Origin of the sequence: Streptomyces sp. S063 (genome assembly GCF_002832675.1) — a bacterium.
Taxonomy (GTDB): domain Bacteria; phylum Actinomycetota; class Actinomycetes; order Streptomycetales; family Streptomycetaceae; genus Streptomyces; species Streptomyces sindenensis.
The window spans coordinates 3,731,180-3,755,184 of sequence record NZ_CP021707.1 but is presented as its reverse complement, the minus strand read 5'-3'; the positions used below and the strand labels follow the sequence as shown (position 1 = coordinate 3,755,184).

At 68.8% G+C, this 24,005-nt stretch carries 18 protein-coding genes; 10 read left to right on the top strand and 8 right to left on the bottom strand.

Annotation, left to right across the window (positions count from 1 at the left end; genetic code table 11):
- Positions 1-132: 132 nt before the first annotated feature.
- Positions 133-2,832, bottom strand: a complete 2,700-nt coding sequence (locus tag CCZ36_RS17215) for a transglycosylase domain-containing protein (RefSeq protein WP_237302683.1) — start codon at positions 2,830-2,832, stop codon at positions 133-135.
- Positions 2,833-3,232: 400 nt separating this feature from the next.
- Here CCZ36_RS17215 and CCZ36_RS17210 point away from each other — a divergent pair, with 400 nt between their 5' ends.
- From CCZ36_RS17210 to CCZ36_RS17200, 3 genes are all read left to right on the top strand, one after another.
- Positions 3,233-3,940: a PadR family transcriptional regulator gene (locus tag CCZ36_RS17210; RefSeq protein ID WP_069735690.1), complete on the top strand. Its 708-nt coding sequence runs from the start codon at positions 3,233-3,235 to the stop codon at positions 3,938-3,940.
- Between the two features lie 59 nt (positions 3,941-3,999).
- Positions 4,000-5,082 (top strand): inositol-3-phosphate synthase, encoded by a 1,083-nt coding sequence (locus CCZ36_RS17205; RefSeq protein ID WP_010060441.1) that lies wholly within the window; start codon positions 4,000-4,002, stop codon positions 5,080-5,082.
- A gap of 145 nt (positions 5,083-5,227) precedes the next feature.
- Positions 5,228-6,496, top strand: a complete 1,269-nt coding sequence (locus CCZ36_RS17200; RefSeq protein WP_128818049.1) for an MFS transporter — start codon at positions 5,228-5,230, stop codon at positions 6,494-6,496.
- A 99-nt stretch (positions 6,497-6,595) separates the two neighbouring features.
- Here CCZ36_RS17200 and CCZ36_RS17195 read toward each other — a convergent pair whose 3' ends face one another.
- A complete protein-coding gene (locus CCZ36_RS17195; protein ID WP_069743604.1) occupies positions 6,596-8,038 on the bottom strand; it encodes a CCA tRNA nucleotidyltransferase in 1,443 nt (480 codons plus the stop codon).
- 180 nt (positions 8,039-8,218) lie between these two features.
- Here CCZ36_RS17195 and CCZ36_RS17190 point away from each other — a divergent pair, with 180 nt between their 5' ends.
- The 7 genes from CCZ36_RS17190 (at position 8,219) to trxA (ending at position 17,948) form a co-directional block, all read left to right on the top strand.
- Positions 8,219-10,513 carry a DUF6049 family protein gene (locus tag CCZ36_RS17190; protein ID WP_128818048.1) on the top strand — a complete coding sequence of 765 codons (2,295 nt, stop codon included), beginning with the start codon at positions 8,219-8,221 and terminating at the stop codon, positions 10,511-10,513.
- A 50-nt stretch (positions 10,514-10,563) separates the two neighbouring features.
- Positions 10,564-12,720, top strand: coding sequence for a murein biosynthesis integral membrane protein MurJ (gene murJ / locus CCZ36_RS17185; protein WP_069735694.1), 2,157 nt, complete (start codon positions 10,564-10,566; stop codon positions 12,718-12,720).
- 129 nt (positions 12,721-12,849) lie between these two features.
- A complete protein-coding gene (locus CCZ36_RS17180) occupies positions 12,850-14,580 on the top strand; it encodes a protein kinase family protein (RefSeq protein ID WP_069735695.1) in 1,731 nt (576 codons plus the stop codon).
- Between the two features lie 210 nt (positions 14,581-14,790).
- The gene (sigM, locus tag CCZ36_RS17175; protein ID WP_069735696.1) at positions 14,791-15,507 is read left to right on the top strand and encodes an RNA polymerase sigma factor SigM; all 717 of its coding nucleotides are present in this window, start codon (positions 14,791-14,793) and stop codon (positions 15,505-15,507) included.
- On the top strand, positions 15,504-16,472 hold the full coding sequence (locus tag CCZ36_RS17170) for an anti-sigma factor family protein (protein ID WP_069743608.1): 969 nt from the start codon (positions 15,504-15,506) through the stop codon (positions 16,470-16,472). The genes sigM and CCZ36_RS17170 overlap by 4 nt, the downstream gene beginning before the upstream one ends.
- A gap of 125 nt (positions 16,473-16,597) precedes the next feature.
- Positions 16,598-17,569, top strand: a complete 972-nt coding sequence (trxB, locus tag CCZ36_RS17165) for a thioredoxin-disulfide reductase (RefSeq protein ID WP_069735698.1) — start codon at positions 16,598-16,600, stop codon at positions 17,567-17,569.
- 46 nt (positions 17,570-17,615) lie between these two features.
- Positions 17,616-17,948, top strand: coding sequence for a thioredoxin (gene trxA, locus CCZ36_RS17160; RefSeq protein WP_069735699.1), 333 nt, complete (start codon positions 17,616-17,618; stop codon positions 17,946-17,948).
- A 97-nt stretch (positions 17,949-18,045) separates the two neighbouring features.
- On the opposite strand, the gene CCZ36_RS17155 is transcribed toward trxA, so the two are convergent.
- The 6 genes from CCZ36_RS17155 to yidC all read right to left on the bottom strand — a co-directional run bounded on the left by CCZ36_RS17155 (position 18,046) and on the right by yidC (position 24,005).
- Positions 18,046-18,663 (bottom strand): GNAT family N-acetyltransferase, encoded by a 618-nt coding sequence (locus CCZ36_RS17155; RefSeq protein ID WP_069743610.1) that lies wholly within the window; start codon positions 18,661-18,663, stop codon positions 18,046-18,048.
- Between the two features lie 302 nt (positions 18,664-18,965).
- Complete coding sequence (locus CCZ36_RS17150; protein WP_128818047.1) at positions 18,966-20,057, bottom strand: ParB/RepB/Spo0J family partition protein; 1,092 nt, start codon at positions 20,055-20,057, stop codon at positions 18,966-18,968.
- On the bottom strand, positions 20,054-21,130 hold the full coding sequence (locus CCZ36_RS17145) for a ParA family protein (RefSeq protein WP_079134236.1): 1,077 nt from the start codon (positions 21,128-21,130) through the stop codon (positions 20,054-20,056). Before CCZ36_RS17145 ends, CCZ36_RS17150 begins: the two co-directional genes overlap by 4 nt.
- Positions 21,131-21,386: 256 nt before the next feature.
- Positions 21,387-22,103, bottom strand: coding sequence for a 16S rRNA (guanine(527)-N(7))-methyltransferase RsmG (rsmG, locus tag CCZ36_RS17140; protein ID WP_069735701.1), 717 nt, complete (start codon positions 22,101-22,103; stop codon positions 21,387-21,389).
- Positions 22,104-22,212: 109 nt separating this feature from the next.
- Positions 22,213-22,728, bottom strand: coding sequence for a Jag family protein (locus tag CCZ36_RS17135; RefSeq protein WP_069735702.1), 516 nt, complete (start codon positions 22,726-22,728; stop codon positions 22,213-22,215).
- 14 nt (positions 22,729-22,742) lie between these two features.
- The gene (yidC, locus tag CCZ36_RS17130; RefSeq protein ID WP_069735703.1) at positions 22,743-24,005 is read right to left on the bottom strand and encodes a membrane protein insertase YidC; all 1,263 of its coding nucleotides are present in this window, start codon (positions 24,003-24,005) and stop codon (positions 22,743-22,745) included.

The window sequence follows — 24,005 nt, the reverse complement described above, 5'->3', positions numbered from 1 at the left end:
GGGGACACGGGAGGAGCACGCGGGGGGCCGTGTGCCGCCGGAAACGCGGCGAGGGCCGCCGTACCCGGGTGGGTACGGCGGCCCTCGCCGCTGCGCCGAGCCGTTCCCTGAGAGGCACGGCCGACGGTCCGGCTATCCGGAGTTGCCCCAGATCGAGCCGGTTCCACCGCCCGGGTTGCCGTTGGCTCCCTGGGATCCGCCGTTGTCACCGCCGTCGGTCGTTCCGGTGGTGTCGCCACCGCCGTCGGCTCCGCCACTGTCGCCGCCACCGTCCGCGCCGCCGTTCTGGCCTCCGCCGTCAGCCCCCGCGTTCGCCCCGCCGTCGGCCGCCTGGCAGTTCGGGTCGAAGATGCCGCAGGTCCTGGTCGGCGTCGGGGTCGGGCTCGGGGTGGTCTGGGTGGGCGTCGGCGTCGGCGTCGGTTCCTCGGAGGGCTCCTTCGAGGGCGTGGGACTGGGGGTCGGGCTGGGGCTGACCGCGCCGCCGCCCCACACGACCTCGCCCGGGTCCTGCGGCTCCGGGAAAGAGATGACCTTCTTGCCCTTCATCGCCCCGGTCATGTAGTCGTGCCAGATGGAGGCCGGGAACGAGTTTCCGTGGATCTTCTCCTCGCCACCCGTTCCGAACATCTTCTCGAACTCGCGCGCCTTGTTCGTCTCGTCGTCGTCGAGCCGGAACATGCTGATGGCGGTCGAGATCTGCGGGGTGTACCCGACGAACCAGGCGGACCGGTTGCCGTCCGTCGTACCGGTCTTGCCCGCGGCCTCACGGCCCTCCAGACGGGCGGGCTCGCCCGTCCCGTTCTCCACGACGTTCTTCAGGACGTCCGTGACGTTGTCGGCGATCATCGGGCTGAAGGCGCGCTTGGGCTTCTTCTTGTGCTGGAAGACGACCACGCCTCCCTGCTTCACCTCGGTCACCGAGTAGGTGTCGTTCTGCTGACCACTCGTGGCGAAGGTCGCGTAGGCCCCGGCCATACGGATGGCGCTGGGCGACGAAGTACCGATGGAGAACGAGGGAACGGTCGCGTCCGCCATGAACTTGTCGTCCTTCAGACCGGCGGCGACAGCGACGTCCTTGACCTTGTCCGTACCGACATCCATGCCGAGCTGCACGAACGGAGAGTTGGCGGACTTCTCCATGGCCGTCCGCAGGTCGATCTCACCGTAGTCGTAGTTGCCGTCGTTGGTCTGACGCCATTCCTCGTCGTCCTCGTTGAGCCAGATCTTGCCCGTGTAGTCCCTGATCCGCAGGCCGTCGTCACCGTTGTAGATGCTCTTCGGCGAGATCTGGGTGCGCTGGGACTCGCTCTGCTCCTTGGGGCCGGCAGGGTCCCTCACCCCGTACTGCATGGCCGCCGCCAGCACGAAGGGCTTCCACGTCGAACCGACCTGGGCGCCGGTGGCGTCGGCGTTGTTCGTGAAGTGCGTGGTGGCGTCCTGGCCACCGTACGTGGCGATGATGGCGCCGGTCCTCGCGTCCACGGACGCCCCGCCGAACTCGACGTGCGTGTCCGTCTCCGGACGCTCCTCGGGCCGGATCTTCGCCTTGTAGACCTTCTTCACCGCTGCTTCGAGCTGCTCCACCCGCTTCTTCTGGAAGGTGGTGTGGATCTCGAAGCCGCCCAGATCGAGGTCCTTTGCGGTGATGCCCTTGTCGTTGTTGGCGACGAAGTAATTCTTGGCGAGCTCCACCAGGTAGCCGGTCTGGCCGCCCAGCTTGGCGTCCTGCTTCGGCGGCAGCGGGTCCGGGAACTCGGTGTACTTGGCGCGCTCAGCCGCCGTCATCCGCCCGTCCTTGACCTGCTCGTCAAGGATCCACGCCCACCGTTCCTTGGCGCGCTTGGTGTTCTTCTTCTTGGTCGCGTTGACCTTGTCGATGTGCGTGGCGCCGGCGGGGTCGTAGTAACTCGCGCCCTTGAGCAGAGTGGCCAGGAAGGCGCACTCGCTCGCGTCCAGCTCGTCGGCGTCCTTGTTGTAGTAGGTCCGGGCGGCCGCCTGCAGACCGGAAGCTCCTCGTCCGTAGTACGAGACGTTGAGGTAGCCGGCCATCACCTCTTCCTTCGGCTGCTGGCCGGCGACCTTGAGCGTGATGAAGAGCTCCTGGACCTTCCGCTTGAGGGTCTGGTCCTGGGAGAGCATCGAGTTCTTCACGTACTGCTGAGTGATGGTCGACCCGCCCTGGGTCTCGCCGCCCGTGGCCATGTTGAGCACCGCACGGCCGATGCCCATCGGGTCGATACCGCGGTCCGTCTCGAAACTCTTGTTCTCGGCAGAGATCACGGCATTGCGCATCGCCTCCGGGATCTGCTCGTACTTGAGCTCCTGGCGGTTCACCGCACCACCGGTCGCCACCATCTGGGTACCGTCGGCCCAGTAGTAGACGTTGTTCTGCGCCTTGGCGGTCTTGTTGAACTCCGGGGGGACCACCAGCGCGTAGGCGATGCCCGCCACGCCCATCAGCACCCCGAGGAACCCCAGACAGAGTCCCGAGACCAGCTTCCACGAGGGCACCCAGCGACGGAACCCGTACTTCCCGTAGCGCGGGTAGTCGATCATCCGCTTCTTGCCGGGGCCACCGTTGTCGCGCCCCCGGCCCCCGGGGCCGTCGCCTCCACGTCGGCGGCCGCCGCGCTGCGCCGCGCGGCGGGCCTCGGCGCGGCTGCCGTACGGGCGCTCCTCGCCGTACGCCTCGGACGGTGATTCGGAAGGTGATACGGAAGTGGCTCTGCGTGACGGAGCCGCTCGGCGTCCGGTCGACTGCTGGGCGGCTCGTCTGGCCGCGGCACGCCCGCCACCTTGTGGCTGCGGCGTTTTGCGACGGTGCTCGCTCATGGAACGACTACTCCTCGGGCAGGCGAGAGCGCCTGGAAGCGGCAGTTGAGATCCGGTCCCCCCGAATTACGGACAAGCCACTGCGGAAGGCTCATCCGCAGTACATCCGGCAGTCCGCGATGACTGACGCGCGTCAGCGTCTCGCGGTTCCCGGTGGTCTGCATGCCGCACAGACTACGCACGGTCAAAACCCGCCTAGGGCCGAACTTCACCCCAAACAACGCAAGTCGAACCCTCGGAATTGCTGATGTGACGCCGCTCACGAAGGTCACCCTTGTCGAACAAGGCTGACCGATCTATCGTGCTGATGTATCGAGTCGATACATCAGCACGGCATAAGTACGCCGGTGTTTCCGGTGGACCCTGCCGACCGAAGCAGCGGGAGAAGGAGGAGGCACCGGTGAGCCGACGCTCCGGCATCCTCGAGTTCGCCGTGCTCGGCCTGCTCCGCGAATCGCCGATGCACGGCTATGAGCTGCGCAAACGCCTCAACACCTCGCTGGGGATCTTCCGTGCGTTCAGTTACGGGACCCTTTACCCCTGCCTCAAGACGCTGGTTGCCAGCGGCTGGTTGATCGAGGAGCCCGCAGGGGACTCGGCGGACACCGTGCCGGTCACCGGACGCACGGCCGCTTCCTCCTCCTCACTGACGGGACGCCGGGCGAAGATCGTCTACCGGTTGACGGCAGAAGGTAAGGAGCACTTCGAGGAGCTGCTGTCGCACACCGGTCCGGACGCCTGGGAGGACGAGCACTTCGCAGCGCGCTTCGCCTTCTTCGGCCAGACCGAACGCGATGTGCGGATGCGGGTGCTCGAAGGCCGGCGCAGCCGGCTGGAGGAGCGCCTGGAGAAGATGCGTGCCTCTCTCGCCCGCACCCGTGAACGACTCGACGACTACACACTTGAGCTGCAGCGGCACGGCATGGAGTCCGTGGAGCGCGAAGTGCGCTGGCTGAACGAGCTCATCGAGAGCGAGCGGTCGGGACGGGATCGGCGACGATCCTCGCCCGAGGGCTCTGCTCAACAGGACAAACCTGGAGAGACGGGCGGCCTGCCCCGGCACCGGGACAACACCCCGCCGGATCCGTCCGACGACACCGCCAAGTGAAGTCATCGCACTCCGCGACGACTTCATCGGAAACACCGATTACACAGGGAGCAACCGGAATGGGTTCGGTTCGCGTAGCCATCGTAGGCGTGGGCAACTGCGCCGCCTCGCTGGTGCAGGGCGTCGAGTACTACAAGGACGCCGATCCGGCCGGCAAGGTGCCCGGCCTGATGCACGTCCAGTTCGGCGATTACCACGTCAGCGACGTCGAGTTCGTCGCCGCTTTCGACGTCGACGCGAAGAAGGTCGGTCTCGACCTCGCGGACGCCATCGGCGCCAGCGAGAACAACACCATCAAGATCGCGGACGTGCCGAACACGGGCGTGACCGTCCAGCGCGGCCACACCCACGACGGTCTCGGCAAGTACTACCGCGAGACGATCGAGGAGTCCACGGACGCCCCGGTCGACGTCGTCCAGGTCCTGAAGGACAAGCAGGTCGACGTTCTCGTCTGCTACCTGCCCGTCGGTTCCGAGGTCGCCGCGAAGTTCTACGCGCAGTGCGCCATCGACGCCAAGGTCGCCTTCGTCAACGCCCTCCCGGTCTTCATCGCCGGCACCAAGGAGTGGGCGGACAAGTTCACCGAGGCCGGTGTCCCGATCGTCGGCGACGACATCAAGTCCCAGGTGGGCGCCACCATCACGCACCGCGTGATGGCGAAGCTCTTCGAGGACCGCGGTGTCATCCTGGACCGCACCATGCAGCTGAACGTCGGCGGCAACATGGACTTCAAGAACATGCTCGAGCGTGAGCGCCTGGAGTCCAAGAAGATCTCGAAGACGCAGGCCGTCACCTCGCAGATCCGTGACCGCGAGCTCGGCGAGGGCAACGTCCACATCGGCCCCTCGGACTACGTGGCCTGGCTGGACGACCGCAAGTGGGCGTACGTGCGCCTCGAGGGCCGCGCCTTCGGCGACGTTCCGCTGAACCTGGAGTACAAGCTCGAGGTGTGGGACTCCCCGAACTCGGCCGGTGTCATCATCGACGCCGTCCGTGCGGCGAAGATCGCCAAGGACCGCGGCATCGGCGGCCCCATCCTCTCGGCCAGCAGCTACTTCATGAAGTCGCCGCCCGTCCAGTACTTCGACGACGAGGCCCGCGAGAACGTCGAGAAGTTCATCAAGGGCGAGACGGAGCGCTGAACCAGCCCTCTCGGCTGACAACTCCACCGAAGCACTGACTGCTTCACCGAAGCGCTGAGCGGAGACGCTCATCTCTTCCTGCCGCACGTCGGGGGTCCCCGGGCAATCCGCCCGCGGACCCCCGACGTGTGTGACGCTTGCTCCCATGTCTGTCGCGCGTGATCTGCGCACCCTGCTGCGCCTGCGGAACTTCCGCCGCCTGCTCACCGTGCGGCTGCTGTCCCAGTCCGCCGACGGCGTCTACCAGGTCGCCCTCGCCGCTTATGTCGTCTTCTCCCCGGAGAAGCAGACGTCGGCCGCCGCCATCGCCTCCGCCATGGCCGTGCTCCTGCTGCCCTACTCCCTGATCGGGCCCTTCACGGGGGTGCTGCTTGACCGCTGGCCCCGGCGCCAGGTCTTCCTCTACGGGAACCTCCTGCGGGCCGCCCTGGCCTGCTCCACGGCCCTGCTGATTCTCGCTTCGGTGCCTGACTGGCTCTTCTACGCCTCGGCTCTCTGCGTCACCGCCGTCAACCGCTTCGTGCTGGCGGGCCTCTCCGCCGCCCTGCCCCGCGTGGTCGACACCGACCGCCTCGTCGTGGCCAACTCCCTCTCCCCGACCGCCGGCACCCTGGCGGCCACCGCGGGAGGAGGCCTCGCCTTCGTCGTACGGCTGGTAGCCGACGAGTCCGACGCTGCGGTCGTCCTGGTGGGGGCGATGCTCTATCTGCTCTCCGCGCTGGCTTCTCTGAGCCTCCCCCGCACGCTGCTGGGTCCGGACATCGACGGGAGCCCGATGCGGCTGCGCGCAGCTCTCGCCGTCACCGCCCGTGGGCTCGCCGCCGGTCTGCGCCATCTGGCGCAGCGGAGCCATGCCGCCAAGGCCCTGGCCGCCATGACCGTGATCCGCTTCTGCTACGGCGCGCTCACCGTCATGGTGCTCATGCTGTGCCGCTACTCCTGGTCCGACACCGAGTCCGACGGGCTGGCCCTGCTCGGCCTGGCGGTCGCGGTGTCCGGCGCCGGGTTCTTCATCGCCGCCGTTCTCACCCCCTGGGCCGTGGGCCGACTAGGCCGGTACGGATGGATCGTGGGCTGCGCCGGGGCGGCGGCGGCCCTGGTGCCCGCCCTGGGCCTCTCCTTCGCTCCCGCCCCGATGCTGATCGCCGCGTTCGTGCTCGGCGTCGTGACGCAGGGGTCGAAGATCGCGACCGACACCGTCGTACAGACCTCGGTCGACGACTCCTTCCGCGGCAGGGTCTTCTCGCTCTACGACGTGCTCTTCAACGTCGCGTTCGTGAGCGCCGCAGGGGTGGCGGCGCTGATGCTCCCGCCGGACGGCAGATCGGTCACCGTCGTGGTGGTCGTTGCGGTGCTGTACGCGACGGTCGCGGGGGCCATGTTCCGCTGGCGGCGCACCGATGCCCACCGGTAGCCGGTCATGAATGTGCCGAGGGGCGTTGTTTCACGTGAAACAACGCCCCTCGGCACATTCAGTCGGCGATGTTTCACGTGAAACATCGCCCGGTCCGGCTCAGTCCTGCCGCGCCCACCACTCCTTGAGCGCCGCCACCGCGGCGTCCCGCTCCATGGGCCCGTGCTCCAGGCGCTGCTCCAGCAGGAAGCCATACGCCTTGCCGATCACCGGCCCCGGCCCGACGCCGAGAATCTGCATGATCTCGTTGCCGTCCAGATCGGGGCGGATCGAGTCCAGCTCCTCCTGCTCCTGCAACAGAGCGATGCGCTCCTCCAGTCCGTCGTAGGTGCGGGAGAGGGCGTTGGCCTTCCGCTTGTTCCGGGTCGTGCAGTCCGACCGGGTCAGCTTGTGGAGCCGCTCCAGCAGCGGACCGGCGTCGCGCACGTACCGGCGCACCGCGGAGTCGGTCCACTCGCCATCGCCGTACCCGTGGAAGCGCAGGTGCAGCTCCACCAGTCTCGACACGTCCTTGACCAGCTCGTTGGAGTACTTGAGCGCGGTCATGCGCTTCTTCGTCATCTTCGCGCCCACCACCTCGTGGTGGTGGAAGGAGACGCGGCCGTCCTTCTCGAAGCGGCGGGTCCGCGGCTTGCCGATGTCATGAAGGAGCGCGGCGAGGCGCAGGACGAGGTCGGGGCCGTCCTCCTCCAGATCCATGGCCTGCTCCAGAACGGTCAGCGAGTGCTCGTAGACGTCCTTGTGGCGGTGATGCTCGTCACTCTCCAGCCGCAGAGCGGGAAGCTCGGGCAGCACATGGGCGGCCAGCCCGGTGTCGACCAGGAGCCCCAGACCCTTCCGCGGGTGCTGGGAGAGCAGGAGCTTGTTGAGCTCGTCGCGGACCCGCTCGGCGGAGACGATGTCGATTCGCGCGGCCATCTCTGTCATGGCGGTGACGACGTCGGGGGCGACCTCGAAGTCGAGCTGCGCGGCGAAGCGGGCCGCACGCAGCATGCGCAGGGGATCGTCGGAGAAGGACGCCTCGGGCGTGCCCGGAGTGCGCAGCACCCGGTTGGCCAGATCCTTCAGCCCTCCGTACGGATCGACGAACTCCTTCTCCGGCAGCGCGACGGCCATCGCGTTGACCGTGAAGTCGCGGCGGACGAGGTCGTCCTCGATGGAGTCGCCGTAGGAGACCTCCGGCTTGCGCGAGGTCCGGTCGTAGGCCTCGGACCGGTAGGTCGTGACCTCGATCTGGTAGCCGTCCTTCTGGGAGCCGACGGTGCCGAAGGCGATCCCGACCTCCCACACCGAGTCGGCCCAGGGGCGGACGATCTTGAGCACGTCCTCGGGGCGGGCATCGGTGGTGAAGTCCAGGTCGTTCCCGAGCCTGCCCAGCAGAGCGTCGCGGACCGATCCGCCGACCAGCGCGAGGCCGAATCCGGCCTCCTGGAATCGGCGGGCGAGGTCGTCGGCGACCGGGGACACCCGCAGCAGCTCATTCACCGCGCGGTGCTGCACCTGGCTCAGTGCACTGGCGTTCTCTTCGTTGGCGTTCGGCACAACAGAAAAGGGTACGTGCACGGGCCCGTCGCGGCGTCATCGTTTACGGCGGCCCTGCGGGATACCCGCGATCATGTGCGATGGACCCCAGCACTTCGGCCCGCCGCGTCTCGTTACCATGCGGGGACGCAGAACCGAACGATCGACAGCAGCTGACGACGACGAGGGACGGGTAGGCGCGTGGCCGAGGCGGCAGATTTCCAGGGGACTCGTCCCTCTCCTGCCCGCCGGTGGCTCCGGCGCACGGCCTCGGCGGTGCTCGGAGCGCCGCTCCTGGCCGGCCTCCTGGCCGTCCCGGCCACGGGTGCCGCCCCGACCACCGAGCCCTCCAAGGCCCCCACGGGCTCCCGCACGGTCGATGTGTCCCTGAACACGCTCGCCCCGAGTGTGCCCTCGGAGGACGACACCCTGACCGTCTCCGGGACGGTCACCAACAGGGGCAAGGAGACGATCAGCAGCGCCGAGGTCGATCTCCGGGTCGGGCCACAGCTCACCGGGCGCGGAGAGGTCGACGACGCCGCGAAGCGCTCCGCGTACGTCCCCGGCGTCGACCCGGCCGCCGTCGGGGGCAAGTACACGGTGAAGTTCCCCAAGCTCGCCAGGGGTATCAGCCAGGACTTCACGCTCACCGTCCCCGTCGACAAGCTGGGCCTCGACGACCCGGGCGTCTACCAGCTCGGCGTATCGGTCTCCGGCCGGACGCCCAGCGTCCCCTACGAGCAGGTGCTGGGCATCGAGCGCTCGTTCCTGCCCTGGCAGCCCGAGGCGAGTGACAAGAGGACGAAGCTCACCTTCCTCTGGCCGCTCATCGCGTCTCCCCATGTCACGGCTGAGACCCGCTCGGACGAACAGCAGACCCCGGTGTTCACCGATGACGACCTCGCCAAGGAGCTGGCGCCCGGCGGCCGCCTGGAGCAGATGGTGGCCCTGGGCAGCAGGCTCCCCGTGACCTGGGTCATCGACCCGGACCTCCTGGCGAGCGTCGCCGCGATGGCAGGGAAGTACGAGGTCGAGTCGGGTGACACGACCGTCCCGGGCAGGAACCAGACCGTCGCCAAGCAGTGGCTCACCGCTCTGGAGAAGGTGGCCGAGGACGGCAAGGTGATCGCGCTGCCGTTCGCCGACCCGGACCTGGCCTCCATCGCCCACCGCGGCAAAGCCGTCTCCGGGACGCTCAGCCATCTGCAGAAAGCCTCCACGGTGGCTGCGACCACCGTGGAGACCATCCTCCATGTGAAACCCTCCACCGACTTCGCCTGGCCCGTGAACGGCGCCGTGGACTCCTCCATCGTCGATGTGGCGACGTCGGCGGGCGCTCACAACGTGATCGCCCGCAGCGACAGCTTCCGGGAGACCGCGGCGCTTCCGTACACGCCGAGCGCGGCGCGGCCGATCGGCGGCGGCACCACCGCGGTCGTCGCGGACGCCCGGCTGTCGACCCTGTTCGACGGCGACATGTCGAGAGCGGGCGCCTCCACCCTCGCGGTCCAGAGGTTCCTGGCCCAGACCCTCGCGCTGACCGAGCAGGCACCGGACAACGAGCGCAGCATCGTCGTGGCCCCGCCGCGGATGCCCACCGCCGCGCAGGCCCAGACGATGGCCCGCGCCCTGGAGGGGCTGTCCGGCAACCGGTGGACGCAGCCCCTCGACCTCGTCGATGCCGCCGAGGTGAAGCCCGACCCACGGGCCACCACCAAGGTTCCCCCGGCCTCCGCGTACCCGAAGAAGCTCCGCGCCCAGGAACTGCCCATACAGGCGTTTCAGGACATCCGCACCACCCAGGGGTCCCTCGACAGCTTCGAGACGATCCTGACGCAGCCCGAGCGCGTGGTGACGCCCTTCGGCAACGCCGTCAACCGCTCGATGTCGACGTCCTGGCGAGGGCGGTCCCTGGAGGCGCAGCAGTACCGGGACGCGGTCCGCGACTACCTGCAGAGCCTCACCTCCGAGGTGCAGCTCATCGAGAAGTCCGACGTCACCCTCTCCGGGCGCAGCGCGACCATCCCGGTCACCGTGCAGAACAAGCTGGTGCAGGGCGTGGACCGGCTGGTTCTCCAGCTGACCTCGGACAACCTCCGACTCAAGTTCAACGACGACGGGACCACGGCCAGACTGCCGGTCAGCATCGCGGGCGGGCACAGCCAGTCCGTGAAGTTCGACACGGCGACCAGCGCCAACGGCCGGGCCCAGGTCACCGCCCGGCTGTTCACCGAGGACGGCACGCCGTACGGCAAGGAGATGACCTTCACCGTGAAGGTCTCCGAGGTGACGCCCACCGTGCTGCTCGTGATCGCCGGCGGACTGCTGCTCCTGGTGCTGGCGGGCATCAGGATGTACACCCACCGCAAGCGCGCCGTGGCAAGCGACACGGCGGACGGCAACGGGGACGAACCCGAGCAGCCGAGTGACCCGGCTCCGGACACCGGACCGGAAAGCGGGGCCCCGTCGGGAACGGGTGAGAAAGTGGACCGTTGAGCGATGTCTGTCGTGGCCGGTCGGCCGGGGACGATGAGGTAGGGGTTTCGATGAACGCGCCGTACGACGGTGACCGCGGGCAGGGCGCGGGCGGAGCAGCGTCTCCGGGCGGGCCTCCGGTTCCTCCGAGCGCGGGCCAGGACGGCTCCGTGCCGCCCGACCCGTACCTCCAGCACGCCTACGACGACGACCCCTACCGGGCGCAGGACCTGACCGCCCAGGACCCGGTGGGCGAGGCGCTCTACGACCGCGCCGCCCACCCGCCGCCGCCGCCCGGCACCTACCAGGAGCCGGCGCCCCTCTACCAGCAACCGCCCCCCGCCCCGTACGCCCCGGACCCGCGCATCTGGGCCCAGACCCCGCCCCCCGAGCCGGCGGGTCCCTCCCGGCACCTGCCGTACGGGGACCGCCCGGCGACCACGCAGTTCGTCGGCGTCGACGACCTCGTGACCCAGGCCTCGGACGACCGGCAGGAACCGGACGCCTTCGCCCACCTCTTCCGGGACCAGGAGGGATCGGGGAAGCCTCCGGTACCGCCCCAGCCCGAACCGGCCCCCGCACCCGCCAAGAGCGGCGGCGGCAAGGTCTCCGGACTCCTCAAGTCCAGCGCGCTCATGGCAGCCGGCACCCTGGTCTCCCGGCTCACCGGATTCGTCCGCTCCCTGGTGATCACCGCCGCGCTCGGCGCGGCAATGCTCGGCGACAGCTTCACCATCGCCTACACCCTGCCGACGATGATCTACATCCTCACCGTCGGCGGCGGTCTGAACTCGGTCTTCGTCCCCCAGCTCGTCCGCGCCATGAAGGACGACGAGGACGGCGGCGAGGCCTTCGCCAACCGGCTGCTGACCCTGGTGATGGTCGCGCTCGGCCTGATCGTCGCCGCCGCGGTCCTCGTCGCGCCGGTGCTGATCCAGCTGATGTCCAGCACGATCGCCGACGACGTGGCCGCCAACAGCGTGGCCGTCACCTTCGCCCGGTACTGCCTGCCCACGATCTTCTTCATGGGCGTGCACGTGGTGATGGGTCAGATCCTCAACGCCCGCGGCAAGTTCGGCGCGATGATGTGGACCCCGGTCCTCAACAACATCGTCATGATCATCACGTTCGGGCTGTTCATCTGGGTCTACGGCACCTCCGCCGAATCGCGGATGGGCGTCGACACCATCCCGCCGGAAGGTGTCCGACTGCTCGGCATCGGCACCCTGCTCGGACTCGTCGTCCAGTCCCTGGCGATGATCCCCTACCTGCGCGAGACGGGATTCCGCTTCCGCCCCCGCTTCGACTGGAAGGGCCACGGCCTCGGCAAGACCGTCAAGCTGGCCAAATGGACCGTGCTCTTCGTCCTGGCCAACCAGGCAGGCGTTCTGGTCGTCACTCAGCTCGCCACGGCGGCCGGCACCGCCTCGGGCCACGACGGCACCGGATTCCTGGCCTACTCCAACGCCCAGCTGATCTGGGGCATGCCGCAGGCCATCATCACCGTCTCGGTCATGGCCGCCCTGCTGCCCCGCATCTCCCGGGCGGCCCACGACAACGACCCGGGTGCGGTCCGCGACGACATCTCGCAGGGACTGCGCAACTCGGCCGTCGCCATCGTGCCGGTGGCCTTCACCTTCCTCGCGCTCGGCCTCCCGATGGCCACCCTGCTGTACGCCTCCAGCGGCATCGAGGCCGCCCGGTCCATGGGCTTCATCCTCATGGCCTTCGCGCTCGGACTGATCCCGTACTCCGTGCAGTACGTCGTGCTGCGCGGTTTCTACGCCTACGAGGACACCCGCACCCCCTTCTACAACACGGTCATCGTGGCCGCCGTGAACGCCGCTGCCTCCGCCCTCTGTTACGTCGTCCTGCCCGCCCGCTGGGCGGTCGTCGGTATGGCCTTCTCCTACGGTCTGGCCTACGCGGTCGGCGTCGGCGTCGCCTGGCGCCGGCTGCGCAACCGGCTGGGCGGTGACCTGGACGGCGCGCACATCGTGCGGACCTACGCCCGTCTGTGCATGGCCGCGGTGCCCGCCGCGCTGGCCGGCGGCGCCGTCGGTTTCGGGATCCTTGAACTGATCGGCACCGGCGCCCTCGGCTCCCTGGCCGCACTGATCTGCGGCGGTGTCCTCCTCCTGGGCATCTTCTTCGTCGCGGCGAAGAAGATGCGCATCGAAGAGGTCAACGGCCTGGTCGGCATGGTCCGTGGACGGCTCGGACGCTGAATGAGCACCCGCCCGCACAACCATCGCCGCACTCCGCGTGTCGTGCATAGCGCTGGAGTGTGGGCACAATTGGCGTGACTGTGCAGAGCTGGCTGGCATCGCGCAACGGATGGGGAGGCAGGAACGACGGTGGCGGAACGTAGCACGGCTGCCGTCGACGTGGCCGACAACAGCGGTGACAAGCCGCTGGCCGCCAAGGCGGACGAGGCCACGACCGACGGGACGGCGGAAGCCGAGGACACCAAGGGCGCGAGCCCCAAGAACACCGAGAACACGGACGGTGGGCAGAAGCGTTCCGAGACCGTTCCGGCGTCACCCGACCTGCACAGCGGTGACAAACTCGCCGGGCGCTACCGCCTGGAGGAGTGCGTCACCCGTCTGGACGGCTTCAGCAGCTGGCGCGCGGTCGACGAGAAGCTCCGCCGGGCCGTGGGTGTCCATCTGCTTCCGGCCGACCATCCGCGGGCCCGCTCGGTGCTGGCCGCCGCCCGCTCCTCGGCCCTGCTCGGCGACCCCCGCTTCGTCCAGGTCCTGGACGCCGTCGAGGAGAACGACCTCGTCTACGTGGTCCACGAATGGCTGCCGGACGCCACCGAGCTCACCGCTGTGCTGGCCGCCGGGCCGATGGAGGCCCACGACGCCTACCAGCTCGTCAGTCAGCTCTCCCAGGCAATGGCCGCCGCCCACCGCGAGGGCCTCTCCCATCTGCGCCTCACCCCGGGCGCGGTTCTGCGCAGCTCCACCGGGCAGTACCGCATTCGGGGCCTCGCCGTGAACGCCGCCCTGCGGGGCATCACCGCCGAGCATCCCCTCCGTACGGACACCGAGGCCATCGGGGCCCTCCTGTACGCAGCCCTGACCCACCGCTGGCCTTACGGGGACGATGCCCACGGGCTCGCCGGGCTGCCCAAGGGCCTGGGGCTCATCGCCCCCGACCAGGTCCGGGCCGGCGTCCACCGCGGCCTCTCCGAGATCGCGATGCGGGCGCTCGCCAACGACGGTGCCACCGCCTCCCGCCAGGAACCGCCCTGCACGACGCCGGACGAGCTGGCCAAGGCCGTCGCGGCCATGCCGCGCATCCTTCCGCCCGAGCCCACGTTCACCGCGCCGCCGGCCTATCAGCGCACGACCTATCAGCAGGGCACGTACGGGCGTCCGTCCTCCCACCCGTCCCCCGCCGCGCAGCCGGTGATGGCGGCCCCACCGGCGCCCCTGCAGAGCCGCACCGGCCGCGTGCTCAAGTGGACCGTGTCCGCTCTCCTCATCGCCGCCCTGGGCCTCGGCAGCTGGCAGCTCGCGGAAGCGCTGCTCGACCGGGCCAAGGGCCCCGACGACACCGGCGTCACCGAGCCGAACGAGGACGACAAGAACAAGGACGACAAGCCCGCCCCGTCCGCCGAACCCCTGGACATCGCGGGGGCCACGGAGTTCATGCCCGACGGCTCCGGAATCAAGCAGCGAGACGCGGCGAACACCGTGGACGGTGACCGGGGGACCCGCTGGGTCACCCCGCGGTACAAGGGCTTCGCCAACTTCGGCAACCTCCCCCAGCGCAAGCAGGGCAGCGGCATCATCGTCGACCTCGGCAAGGTACGGGACGTCTCCGGAGTCGATGTGTCCATGTACCGCAGCGGGCAGACGACAACCGTCTCCGCCGCGCCCCCGGACGCCACGTCCCCCTCCACGACAGCCGACTTCGACCAGCAGATCGTCAAGCGGACGGTCGCTGGGTCGACGCTCAAGGAGACGCTCGACAAACCCGTCCGCACGCGCTACGTCCTCATTCACATCACGGAACTCCCGTCGGACGGCACGGGCGGATACCGCGGCGGCATCACCGACATCTCTGTCCTCGGCTGATCACGGGCCGGTACGCGGGATCTCGCGTACCGGCCCGTGATCACCGCCCCCGCCCGCCCGCTACTGTGGGGCGGACCGTCCCTCCCCGCCGAGCACCCGCGGCGACAAGGGTTGCGGCCGTCGCGCCCGTGACGGCAGGCTTCTCCCGTCGCACCGCTTCACCGGGCGGGACCATATGCGACATCGGATCCGGTTCGGAGGGGGAGCACGGTGGATTCCGTTCCACCAGAGGCACCGAGCGACTCGGACCTGCTCGCCCAGCATGTGGCGGGCGACCCCGACGCCTTCGGTGAGCTCGTACGCCGTCACCGCGACCGGCTCTGGGCCGTGGCGCTACGGACCCTCGGGGACAGGGAAGAAGCGGCCGACGCCGTCCAGGACGCCCTCGTCAAGGCGTTCCGCGCCGCCCACACCTTCCGCGGCCAGTCCGCCGTCACCACCTGGCTCCACCGCATCACCGTCAACGCCTGCCTCGACCGGGTACGCAAGGCCGCCTCCCGCAAGACATCCCCCGTGGACGATGCCGAACGGCTCGATCAGCTCCTGGAGCCCCACGAATCCGCCGAGGCACCCGCCGTGCGGCAGGACCTCCACCGTCAGCTCCAGAAGGCCCTGGACACGCTGCCCCCCGAGCAGCGGGCCGCCCTGGTCCTCGTCGATATGCAGGGCTACCCCGTGGCGGAGGCCGCCGTCATCCTGGAGGTTCCGGTCGGCACCGTGAAGAGCCGGTGCGCCCGGGGCCGGGCGAGACTGGCCCCTCTGGTCCGCCATCTGCGCGCGGAAACCGAGGGCCAGAGCCCCGACGAGGAGAACGGCGCGGAGGGAAGGAACCGGACGCGCGAAGCATCCGTCCCACCTGCGTCAGGCCCCAGAGACGCAGGAGCAAGCGATCCTGCCGCCACGAAGGGAGGAGGTGGGCGCCCGTGACACCCACGGCCGACACGGCTCAGCACCCGGAGGTCTCCGAGATCTCCGATCTCACCGAGGGACTGCTCGCCCCTTCCCGAGCGGCGGAAGTCCAGCAGCACCTCGCGGAGTGCGATCTCTGCGCAGAGGTCCGGAACTCTCTGGAGGAGATTCGCGGACTGCTCGGGACGATGCCCGACCCCGAGCCCATGCCCGAGGACATCGCCGCCCGCATCGACGCGGCTCTCGCGGCGGAAGCCCACCCCACCCTTTCCCCCGAGGACGAGCCGGTCGTTGTTTCACGTGAAACAACGACCGCTGAAGATGCGCCGACCGGCAGGGCTACGACCGGGCCCGCTTCCGTCCCCGGCAACACCACCGCCCCGGACCGCCCTGCGGGCCGGTCCTCAGCCGCGACAGGGCCGGGCCGCCGTCCCGCCCGCCGTCGTCGGCGCACCGTGGTTCTCGGCACCGCCTTCGGCGCCGCAGTCATCGGGATGAGCGTCTTCTTCCTCCAATCCCTCGCGCCCTCCGGCGACGCGGCCAAGTCGGTCACCGACGGCGGGGTCAGTGCTGCCGACAGCAGCGCGCCCGCCTACGCGGAGGGCACACTCGAAGCCCAGGTCCGAAACCTCCTCGGCGACGAGGCGAGCCGGAAGAGCCCGGGTGCCAAGAAGGTAGAGCCGGAGGCCGACACCAAGTCGTCGAGCGAAGCCCTCACTCCCGAAGCCGAGCCGTCCAGGAGCCCCATGAAGGCTCCCGTCGTCGCTGTGCCCCCCTGCGTCCAGAAGGCAACCGGCCGCACCACGCCGGCCCTCGCCCTGGAGGAGGGAACGTACCGGGGAACGGACACCTATCTCGTCGTCCTTCCGCACACGAGCGACTCCTCACGCGTACAGGCCTACCTCGTCGCCTCTGCCTGCGTGGACACCGCCCCGGAGTCCTCCGGCCGGCTACTGCTCACACGGTCCTACAGCCGCCCCTGAAGGCCGCCCACGACCGCTGCGGCATGTTCGGGAATGCATCAGCCGTAGGATCCGTTGGGTGGGGTGTGAGTCGTTGACCAACCCCGTAGGCAGTTAGGCAGTCTGCAGAAACGAGGAAGAAACCCGTGAGCGACGTCCGTAATGTGATCATCATCGGCTCCGGACCGGCCGGGTACACCGCCGCGCTGTACACCGCCCGTGCCTCGCTGAACCCGTTGGTCTTCGAGGGCGCCGTCACGGCCGGTGGAGCGCTGATGAACACCACCGACGTGGAGAACTTCCCCGGCTTCCAGGACGGCATCATGGGCCCCGAGCTCATGGACAACATGCGGGCCCAGGCCGAGCGCTTCGGCGCCGAGCTGGTTCCCGACGACGTCGTCGCGGTCGACCTCACCGGTGACATCAAGACCGTCACCGACACCGCGGGTACGGTCCACCGTGCCAAGGCGGTCATCGTCACCACCGGTTCCCAGCACCGCAAGCTCGGACTGCCCAACGAGGACGCCCTCTCCGGACGCGGCGTCTCCTGGTGCGCCACCTGCGACGGCTTCTTCTTCAAGGACCACGACATCGCCGTGATCGGCGGCGGCGACACCGCGATGGAGGAGGCGACCTTCCTCTCCCGCTTCGCCAAGTCCGTCACGATCGTCCACCGCCGTGACACCCTGCGTGCCTCCAAGGCCATGCAGGACCGTGCCTTCGCCGACCCGAAGATCAAGTTCGCCTGGGACAGCGAGGTCGCCGAGATCAAGGGCGACCAGAAGCTCTCCGGTCTGACCCTGCGCAACACCAAGACCGGCGAGACCTCCGACCTTCCCGTGACCGGACTCTTCATCGCCGTCGGCCACGACCCGCGTACCGAGCTTTTCAAGGGCCAGCTGGAGCTCGACGACGAGGGCTACCTGAAGGTCGAGGCACCCTCCACGCGGACTAACCTCACCGGTGTCTTCGGTGCCGGTGACGTGGTCGACCACACCTACCGTCAGGCCATCACGGCTGCGGGCACCGGCTGCTCCGCCGCCCTGGACGCCGAGCGCTTCCTCGCGGCCCTGGCCGACGCCGAGCCCGCCGAGCCGGAGAAGACCCCGGTCGTCTGAACGCCCGCACCACACCCCACCACCCCGAGAGACTAAGGAGGCCGCCGTGGCCGGCGACCTGAAGCACGTTACGGATGCCAACTTCGACGACGTCGTTCTCAAGAGCGACAAGCCGGTTCTGGTGGACTTCTGGGCCGCCTGGTGCGGCCCGTGCCGCCAGATCGCCCCCTCGCTGGAGGCGATCGCGGCCGAGCACGGCGACCAGATCGAGATCGTCAAGCTCAACATCGACGAGAACCCGGCCACCGCCGCCAAGTACGGCGTGATGTCCATCCCCACCCTGAACGTGTACCAGGGCGGCGAGGTCGCCAAGACCATCGTCGGCGCCAAGCCGAAGGCCGCGATCCTCCGCGACCTCGAAGGCTTCATCAGCGCCTGACCGCCCAGCGGCGCCCCGGCGCGATGTTTCACGTGAAACGGGCCCACCCCTTGAAGGGGGCGGGCCCGTTTCGCATAGCAACAGGAAGCGCGGCGACTCACAACGGCCGCAACACCGGCTCCTTCTGAACCGCTCCCAGAAGCCGGTCGAGCGCCATCTCCACGTCTTCCTTCCAGGAGAGCGTCGTCCGCAGCTCCAGCCTCAGCCGTGGGTGCACGGGATGCGGCCGCACGGTCTTGAAGCCGACGGCCAGCAGGTGATCCGCAGGAAGGACGCACGTTCCCCGCTCCGACCGTGCGTCTCCGAACGCCTCGATCGCCTTGAAGCCCCGGCGCAGAACGTCCTTGGCCACCGTCTGGACCATGACACGGCCGAGCCCTTGGCCCTGGTACTCGGGAACGATCAGGCCGGTGATGAGCTGAACGGCATCGGGGGAGACCGGGCTGGTCGGGAACGCGGTCGAGCGGGGCACGTACGCGGGCGGAGCGTAGAGCACGAACCCGGCCGGCACGTCGTCCACATAGACCACCCGGCCGCAGGAGCCCCACTCCAGGAGAACCGCGGAAATCCAGGCTTCCTTCTCCAGCTCGGGCTTGCCCGCCTTTACTGCGGCTTCCCCACTGACCGGGTCAAGCTCCCAGAAGACGCACGAGCGGCAACGCTCGGGGAGATCCGGAAGGTTGTCCAGGGTGAGTGGTACGAGCCGACGCCCCATGACGGCGATTCCTCACTTCCTTCGCCCGCCGCACCACGTGCGGCTGCCAGCGCGCTCCGTTCGTGGAACAGGCTGCCGACGAACCCCCCGACGGCGCCCAGGCCGAGTCCGACTGTGACGAGCCGACTGCGGCTCACTCTTCGCAAGGCCTCCGCCCTCCTCTGAGATCGATCACCGTGGATGCACCGTCCCAGACCGCATCGTATCCACCCAGAGGTGATGCGGATACCGAGAGAGCAAAGGGCGGGCCGTGTTCCGGTATGCACCGGCACACGGCCCGCCCTTCGATGAATCCCTGAGGCTCAGTCCTCGGCGCCCTCCTCGGACGCCTCGGTGAGTCGGCGCTCCAGCACCCGACCCTCGCCGGGAGCAAGGCTGCCGAGAATGCGGTCCAGATCCTCCATCGAGGCGAACTCGACGACGATCTTGCCCTTCTTCTGCCCCAGGTCGACCTTCACCCGGGTCTCGAAGCGGTCGGACAGACGCGTCGCCAGGTCGGTCAGGGCGGGGGACAGACGCCCGCCGGCCCTCGGCCCCTTGGACTTCGGGGAGCTCGTGGGCCGCGAGCCCATCAGTGTCACGATCTCCTCGACCGCCCGCACCGACAGCCCCTCGGCCACGATCCGGTGGGCCAGCCGGTCCTGCTCCTCTGAGTCGTCCACGGACAGCAGGGCCCGGGCATGACCGGCGGAGAGAACCCCTGCGGCCACCCGGCGCTGCACCGGCGGGGACAGCCGCAGGAGCCTCAGCGTGTTCGACACCTGCGGCCGGGAGCGACCGATACGGTCGGCCAGCTGGTCATGGGTGCACTGAAAGTCCTTGAGCAGCTGGTCATACGCAGCGGCCTCCTCCAGCGGGTTCAGCTGAGCCCGGTGAAGGTTCTCCAGCAGCGCGTCCAGCAGCAGCTTCTCGTCGTCCGTGGCGCGAACGATCGTGGGAATCCGCTCCAGGCCCGCTTCACGGCAGGCCCTCCACCGACGCTCACCCATGATGAGCTCATAGCTGTCCGCGCCCACTTTGCGGACGACGACCGGCTGGAGAAGACCTACCTCCTTGATGGAGACAACCAGCTCGGCCAGCGCGTCCTCGTCGAACACCTCACGGGGCTGACGCGGGTTCGGGGTGATCGCCCCGATCGGCAGCTCGGCGAAGTACGCCCCCGACGTCCCGACGCCCTGTTCGGACCGGTCCTCCAGGGCCGACGCCGGCTCCGGCACCACCGGGGAGGACGGCAGCGCGGTCACCTTCGCGGCCGCCACCCCGCGCTCCGCCGTCAGCACCGGGCCCGTGCCGGACGCCGCGCCGTTTCCGGGCGTCTGCACCTGCTTCTCCTGAGGAGCGGCGGGGATCAGCGCACCGAGCCCACGCCCCAGTCCTCTACGACGCTCACTCATTGAAGGCCCTCCGCAACGTGTTGCTGGTTGTTCTGACTGCTCGTGTGGGCGTGCTGAGCCTCGTAGTGCACGCCGACGCCCCGCAGGGCGATCTCCCGGGCGGCTTCGAGGTACGAAAGCGAGCCGCTGGATCCCGGGTCGTAGGTGAGCACGGTCTGCCCGTAGCTCGGCGCCTCCGAGATACGCACCGACCGCGGGATGCTCGTCCGCAGCACTTCCTTGCCGAAGTGGGTACGCACCTCCTCGGCGACCTGGGAGGCGAGCCGCGTCCGGCCGTCGTACATCGTCAGCAGGATCGTCGAGACATGCAGCTCCGGGTTGAGATGGCCCCGCACCAGATCGACGTTGCGCAGGAGCTGTCCCAGGCCTTCCAGCGCGTAGTACTCGCACTGGATGGGGATCAGCACCTCGGCCCCGGCCACCAGTGCGTTCACCGTCAGCAGTCCCAGGGAGGGCGGGCAGTCGATGAGGATGTAGTCCAGCGGCTGCTCGTACGCCTGGATGGCTCGCTGAAGGCGGCTCTCCCGTGCCACCAGCGAGACCAGCTCGATCTCCGCACCGGCGAGATCGATGGTCGCGGGGGCACAGAAGAGACCCTCGACGTCCGGTACGGGCTGGACCACCTCGGAGAGGGGGCGGCTGTCCACCAGAACGTCGTAGATCGAGGGGACATCGGCGTGGTGATCGATGCCCAGAGCCGTGGAGGCGTTCCCCTGCGGGTCGAGGTCGACCACCAGAACGCGCGCACCGTGCAGGGCCAGGGACGCGGCAAGGTTGACCGTCGTAGTCGTCTTACCGACCCCGCCCTTCTGGTTGGCCACCACCATGACGCGGGTGCGGTCTGGCCGGGGCAGCCCTTCGCCGGCGCGGCCAAGGGCCTCGACCGCCAGCTGAGCGGCACGGCCGATGGGTGTGTCGTCCATCGGCGGCGGTGTTTCACGTGAAACACCCTCACCCACGGACTCGGTTCGGGGACCGGGGACCGGGTCGGTCATCGGTCCCGCGATGTTGGCGTCGGACCGCAAGGATTCACTCTCCTCGACTTCAGGCTCGCAATGAACAGAGCCTGCCATGCTTTCGGGGTCGTGAACCAGCGAGGCCCGCTGTTCTGTGGATGAATCCGTGCGTGTGGACAACTCGGCCACCCGTCCGGGCTTGCGGTCGCGCGGCGTGGCAGCCGCACGACCGCGGCTGATGATTCCCTGCAGCAGAGAGCGACGTTTCACGTGAAACACGATGCCCCTGCGGAGCAACTACCAGGCCACGACACTCCGCACGTCGACCGTCCGGAGCGCTCGACCGGATGGCGACGCCGCTGCGCGGCGCGTCTCAGCGACGTCGGCGGGTGCGCCCCGTGCGAGCGGCCTTGGCCCTCTTTGCGGCGAACCTCACACCGCCCGGGCTCTCGCCCACCACGACACGGACCACCGTGGAGAGCGGATCGACCACACCCTCACCGACGTGAAGCACTTCGGTCTCCACGACACCCAGCTTGCTGAGCGCGGCCCTGGCGCCGGCGAGCTCCTCCTCCGCGGTGTCGCCCTTGAGCGCGAGCATCTCCCCGTACGGCTTCAGCAGGGGAACGCCCCAGCCCGCCAGCCGGTCCAACGGCGCCACCGCACGCGCGGTCACCACCTGAACGGGCTGCAACGTCCCGAGAACCTCTTCGGCCCGGCCGCGCACGACCGTCACATGGTCCAGGCCGAGCAGCTCGACGACCTCCTGGAGAAAGTTCGTCCGCCGGAGCAGCGGCTCCAGCAGGGTGATCTTGAGATCGGGACGCACCAGGGCCAGCGGGATGCCGGGCAGGCCCGCGCCCGAGCCCACATCGCAGACGGTGACGCCCTCGGGCACGACCTCGGAGAGCACCGCACAGTTCAACAAGTGCCGCTCCCACAGCCGGGGGACCTCACGCGGGCCGATCAGACCGCGCTTGACCCCGGCATCCGCCAGAAGCTCCGCGTACCGGACAGCCTCCGGGAAGAGCTCTCCGAACACCTCCCGCGCCTCCGCAGGTGCCTGGGGGAGCTCTGCTGCCTCCGTCACGGGGACCGTCCTTCCATACCGCACTAGCGCACTGTGGGTGGCTGACTATCAGGCTGACAAAGATCGGCCCCGCCTGCGTACAGACGGGGCCGACAGTACAAGGATCCGGTCAGGCCGGGAGAACGACGACGAAGCGCTGCGGCTCCTCGCCCTCCGACTCGCTCCGGAGACCGGCCGCGGCGATCGCGTCGTGCACGACCTTGCGCTCGAACGGCGTCATCGGGTCCAGCTTCACGGGCTCGCCCGTGCTCTTGACCTCGTTCGCGGCCTTGGCACCCAGTTCCGCGAGGACCGCGCGCTTCTTGGCCCGGAAGCCGCCGATGTCCAGCATCAGACGGCTGCGGTCACCGGTCTCCCGGTGCACGGCCAGCCGCGTCAGCTCCTGGAGCGCCTCCAGGACCTCACCATCGCGGCCCACGAGCTTCTGGAGGTCGCGTGCCGATTCGCTGATGATCGACACCGCGGCCCGGTCCGCCTCGACGTCCATGTCGATGTCGCCGTCGAGGTCGGCGATGTCGAGCAGTCCCTCGAGGTAGTCGGCCGCGATCTCGCCCTCCTGCTCCAGGCGGGTCAGGGTGTCGCTGCCCGCCTCAGCGGGGGCCGTGGAGGTGGTGCCTTCCGTCACGGATGGACTCCTTCTTACTTCTTGGACGGGTGCTTGGGCCGCTGCGGACCCTTGCGCTGTCCGGACTTGGCTTGGCGTGAGGAGCCGGAGGCGGACTTGCCCGCCGACTTCGGCTTGCTGTCCTGCGGTGCGTCCTTCTCGAGCGAGGTCTTGGAGCCGGCGGCCTCGGACTCCGTGGCCTTGGCTCCCGCCGTCGCGGGACCGGCCGTCTGGCGCTTCGCCTTGGTCTGGCGCTTGGGCTGCTGGCGCCTGTGCGCCTGGCTTCCCTCGGCGTCGGCCACGGCGGCCTCGCTCTTCGCCACCGTGCCGTCCTCCTGGGCCGCGAGACCCAGCTTGCCGAGACCGGTGATGAACTTGCGCTCGATGTCGTTGCGGTCGGAGCCCTTGGCGACGATCGCCTTGACCATCTTGCGCCGGGTACGGCCCCGCACCTCGCCGTGGGAGGTCACGCTCTTGAGCACCCGCTGAAGGTAGGCGTCCTGCGCCTTGCTGCCCGGCGTCGGGTTCTGGTTGATCACGTACATCTGCTGACCCATGGTCCAGACGTTGGTGGTCAGCCAGTAGACGAGGACACCGACGGGGAAGTTGATGCCCATCACGGCGAAGATGACCGGGAAGATGTACATCAGCATCTTCTGCTGCTGCATGTACGGGGTCTTGACCGTCAGGTCGACGTTCTTCGTCATCAGCTGGCGCTGGGTGAAGAACTGCGAGGCCGACATCAGCACGATCATGATCGCGGTGACGATCCGGACGTCGGTGAGGGACGCGTCGAGCGAGGTGACCTTCTCGACGCTGTCCGTGAACTTCGCGGCCAGCGGGGCGCCGAAGATGTGGGCCTGACGCGCGCTGTCCAGCAGGTCCTGGTTGATCGCGCCGATCTTCTTGCCCGAGGCGATGGACGACAGCACGTGGTACAGGGCGAAGAAGAACGGGGACTGCGCCAGGATGGGAAGGCACGAGGAGAGCGGGTTGGTGCCCGTCTCCTTGTACAGCTTCATCATCTCTTCGGACTGACGCTGCTTGTCGTTCTTGTAGCGCTCCTGGATCGCCTTCATCTTCGGCTGGAGCACCTGCATATTGCGGGTCGACTTGATCTGCTTGACGAAGAGCGGGATCAGGCAGATCCGGATCAGCACCACCAGGGACACGATCGACAGGCCCCAGGCCCATCCGGAGTCATCGCCGAAGAGCGCTCCGTAGACCTTGTGGAACTGGACGATGATCCATGAGACAGGTGTGGTGATAAAGCTGAACAGACTGGCAATCGTGTCCAC

Coding starts and splice junctions, on each gene's coding strand:
- CCZ36_RS17150 (WP_128818047.1), bottom strand. CDS start 20,057: ATGAGTGAGCGTCGTAGAGGACTGGGGCGTGGGCTCGGTGCGCTGATC.
- CCZ36_RS17145 (WP_079134236.1), bottom strand. CDS start 21,130: ATGGCAGGCTCTGTTCATTGCGAGCCTGAAGTCGAGGAGAGTGAATCC.
- CCZ36_RS17155 (WP_069743610.1), bottom strand. CDS start 18,663: ATGGGGCGTCGGCTCGTACCACTCACCCTGGACAACCTTCCGGATCTC.
- CCZ36_RS17205 (WP_010060441.1), top strand. CDS start 4,000: ATGGGTTCGGTTCGCGTAGCCATCGTAGGCGTGGGCAACTGCGCCGCC.
- CCZ36_RS17200 (WP_128818049.1), top strand. CDS start 5,228: ATGTCTGTCGCGCGTGATCTGCGCACCCTGCTGCGCCTGCGGAACTTC.
- murJ (WP_069735694.1), top strand. CDS start 10,564: ATGAACGCGCCGTACGACGGTGACCGCGGGCAGGGCGCGGGCGGAGCA.
- CCZ36_RS17215 (WP_237302683.1), bottom strand. CDS start 2,832: ATGAGCGAGCACCGTCGCAAAACGCCGCAGCCACAAGGTGGCGGGCGT.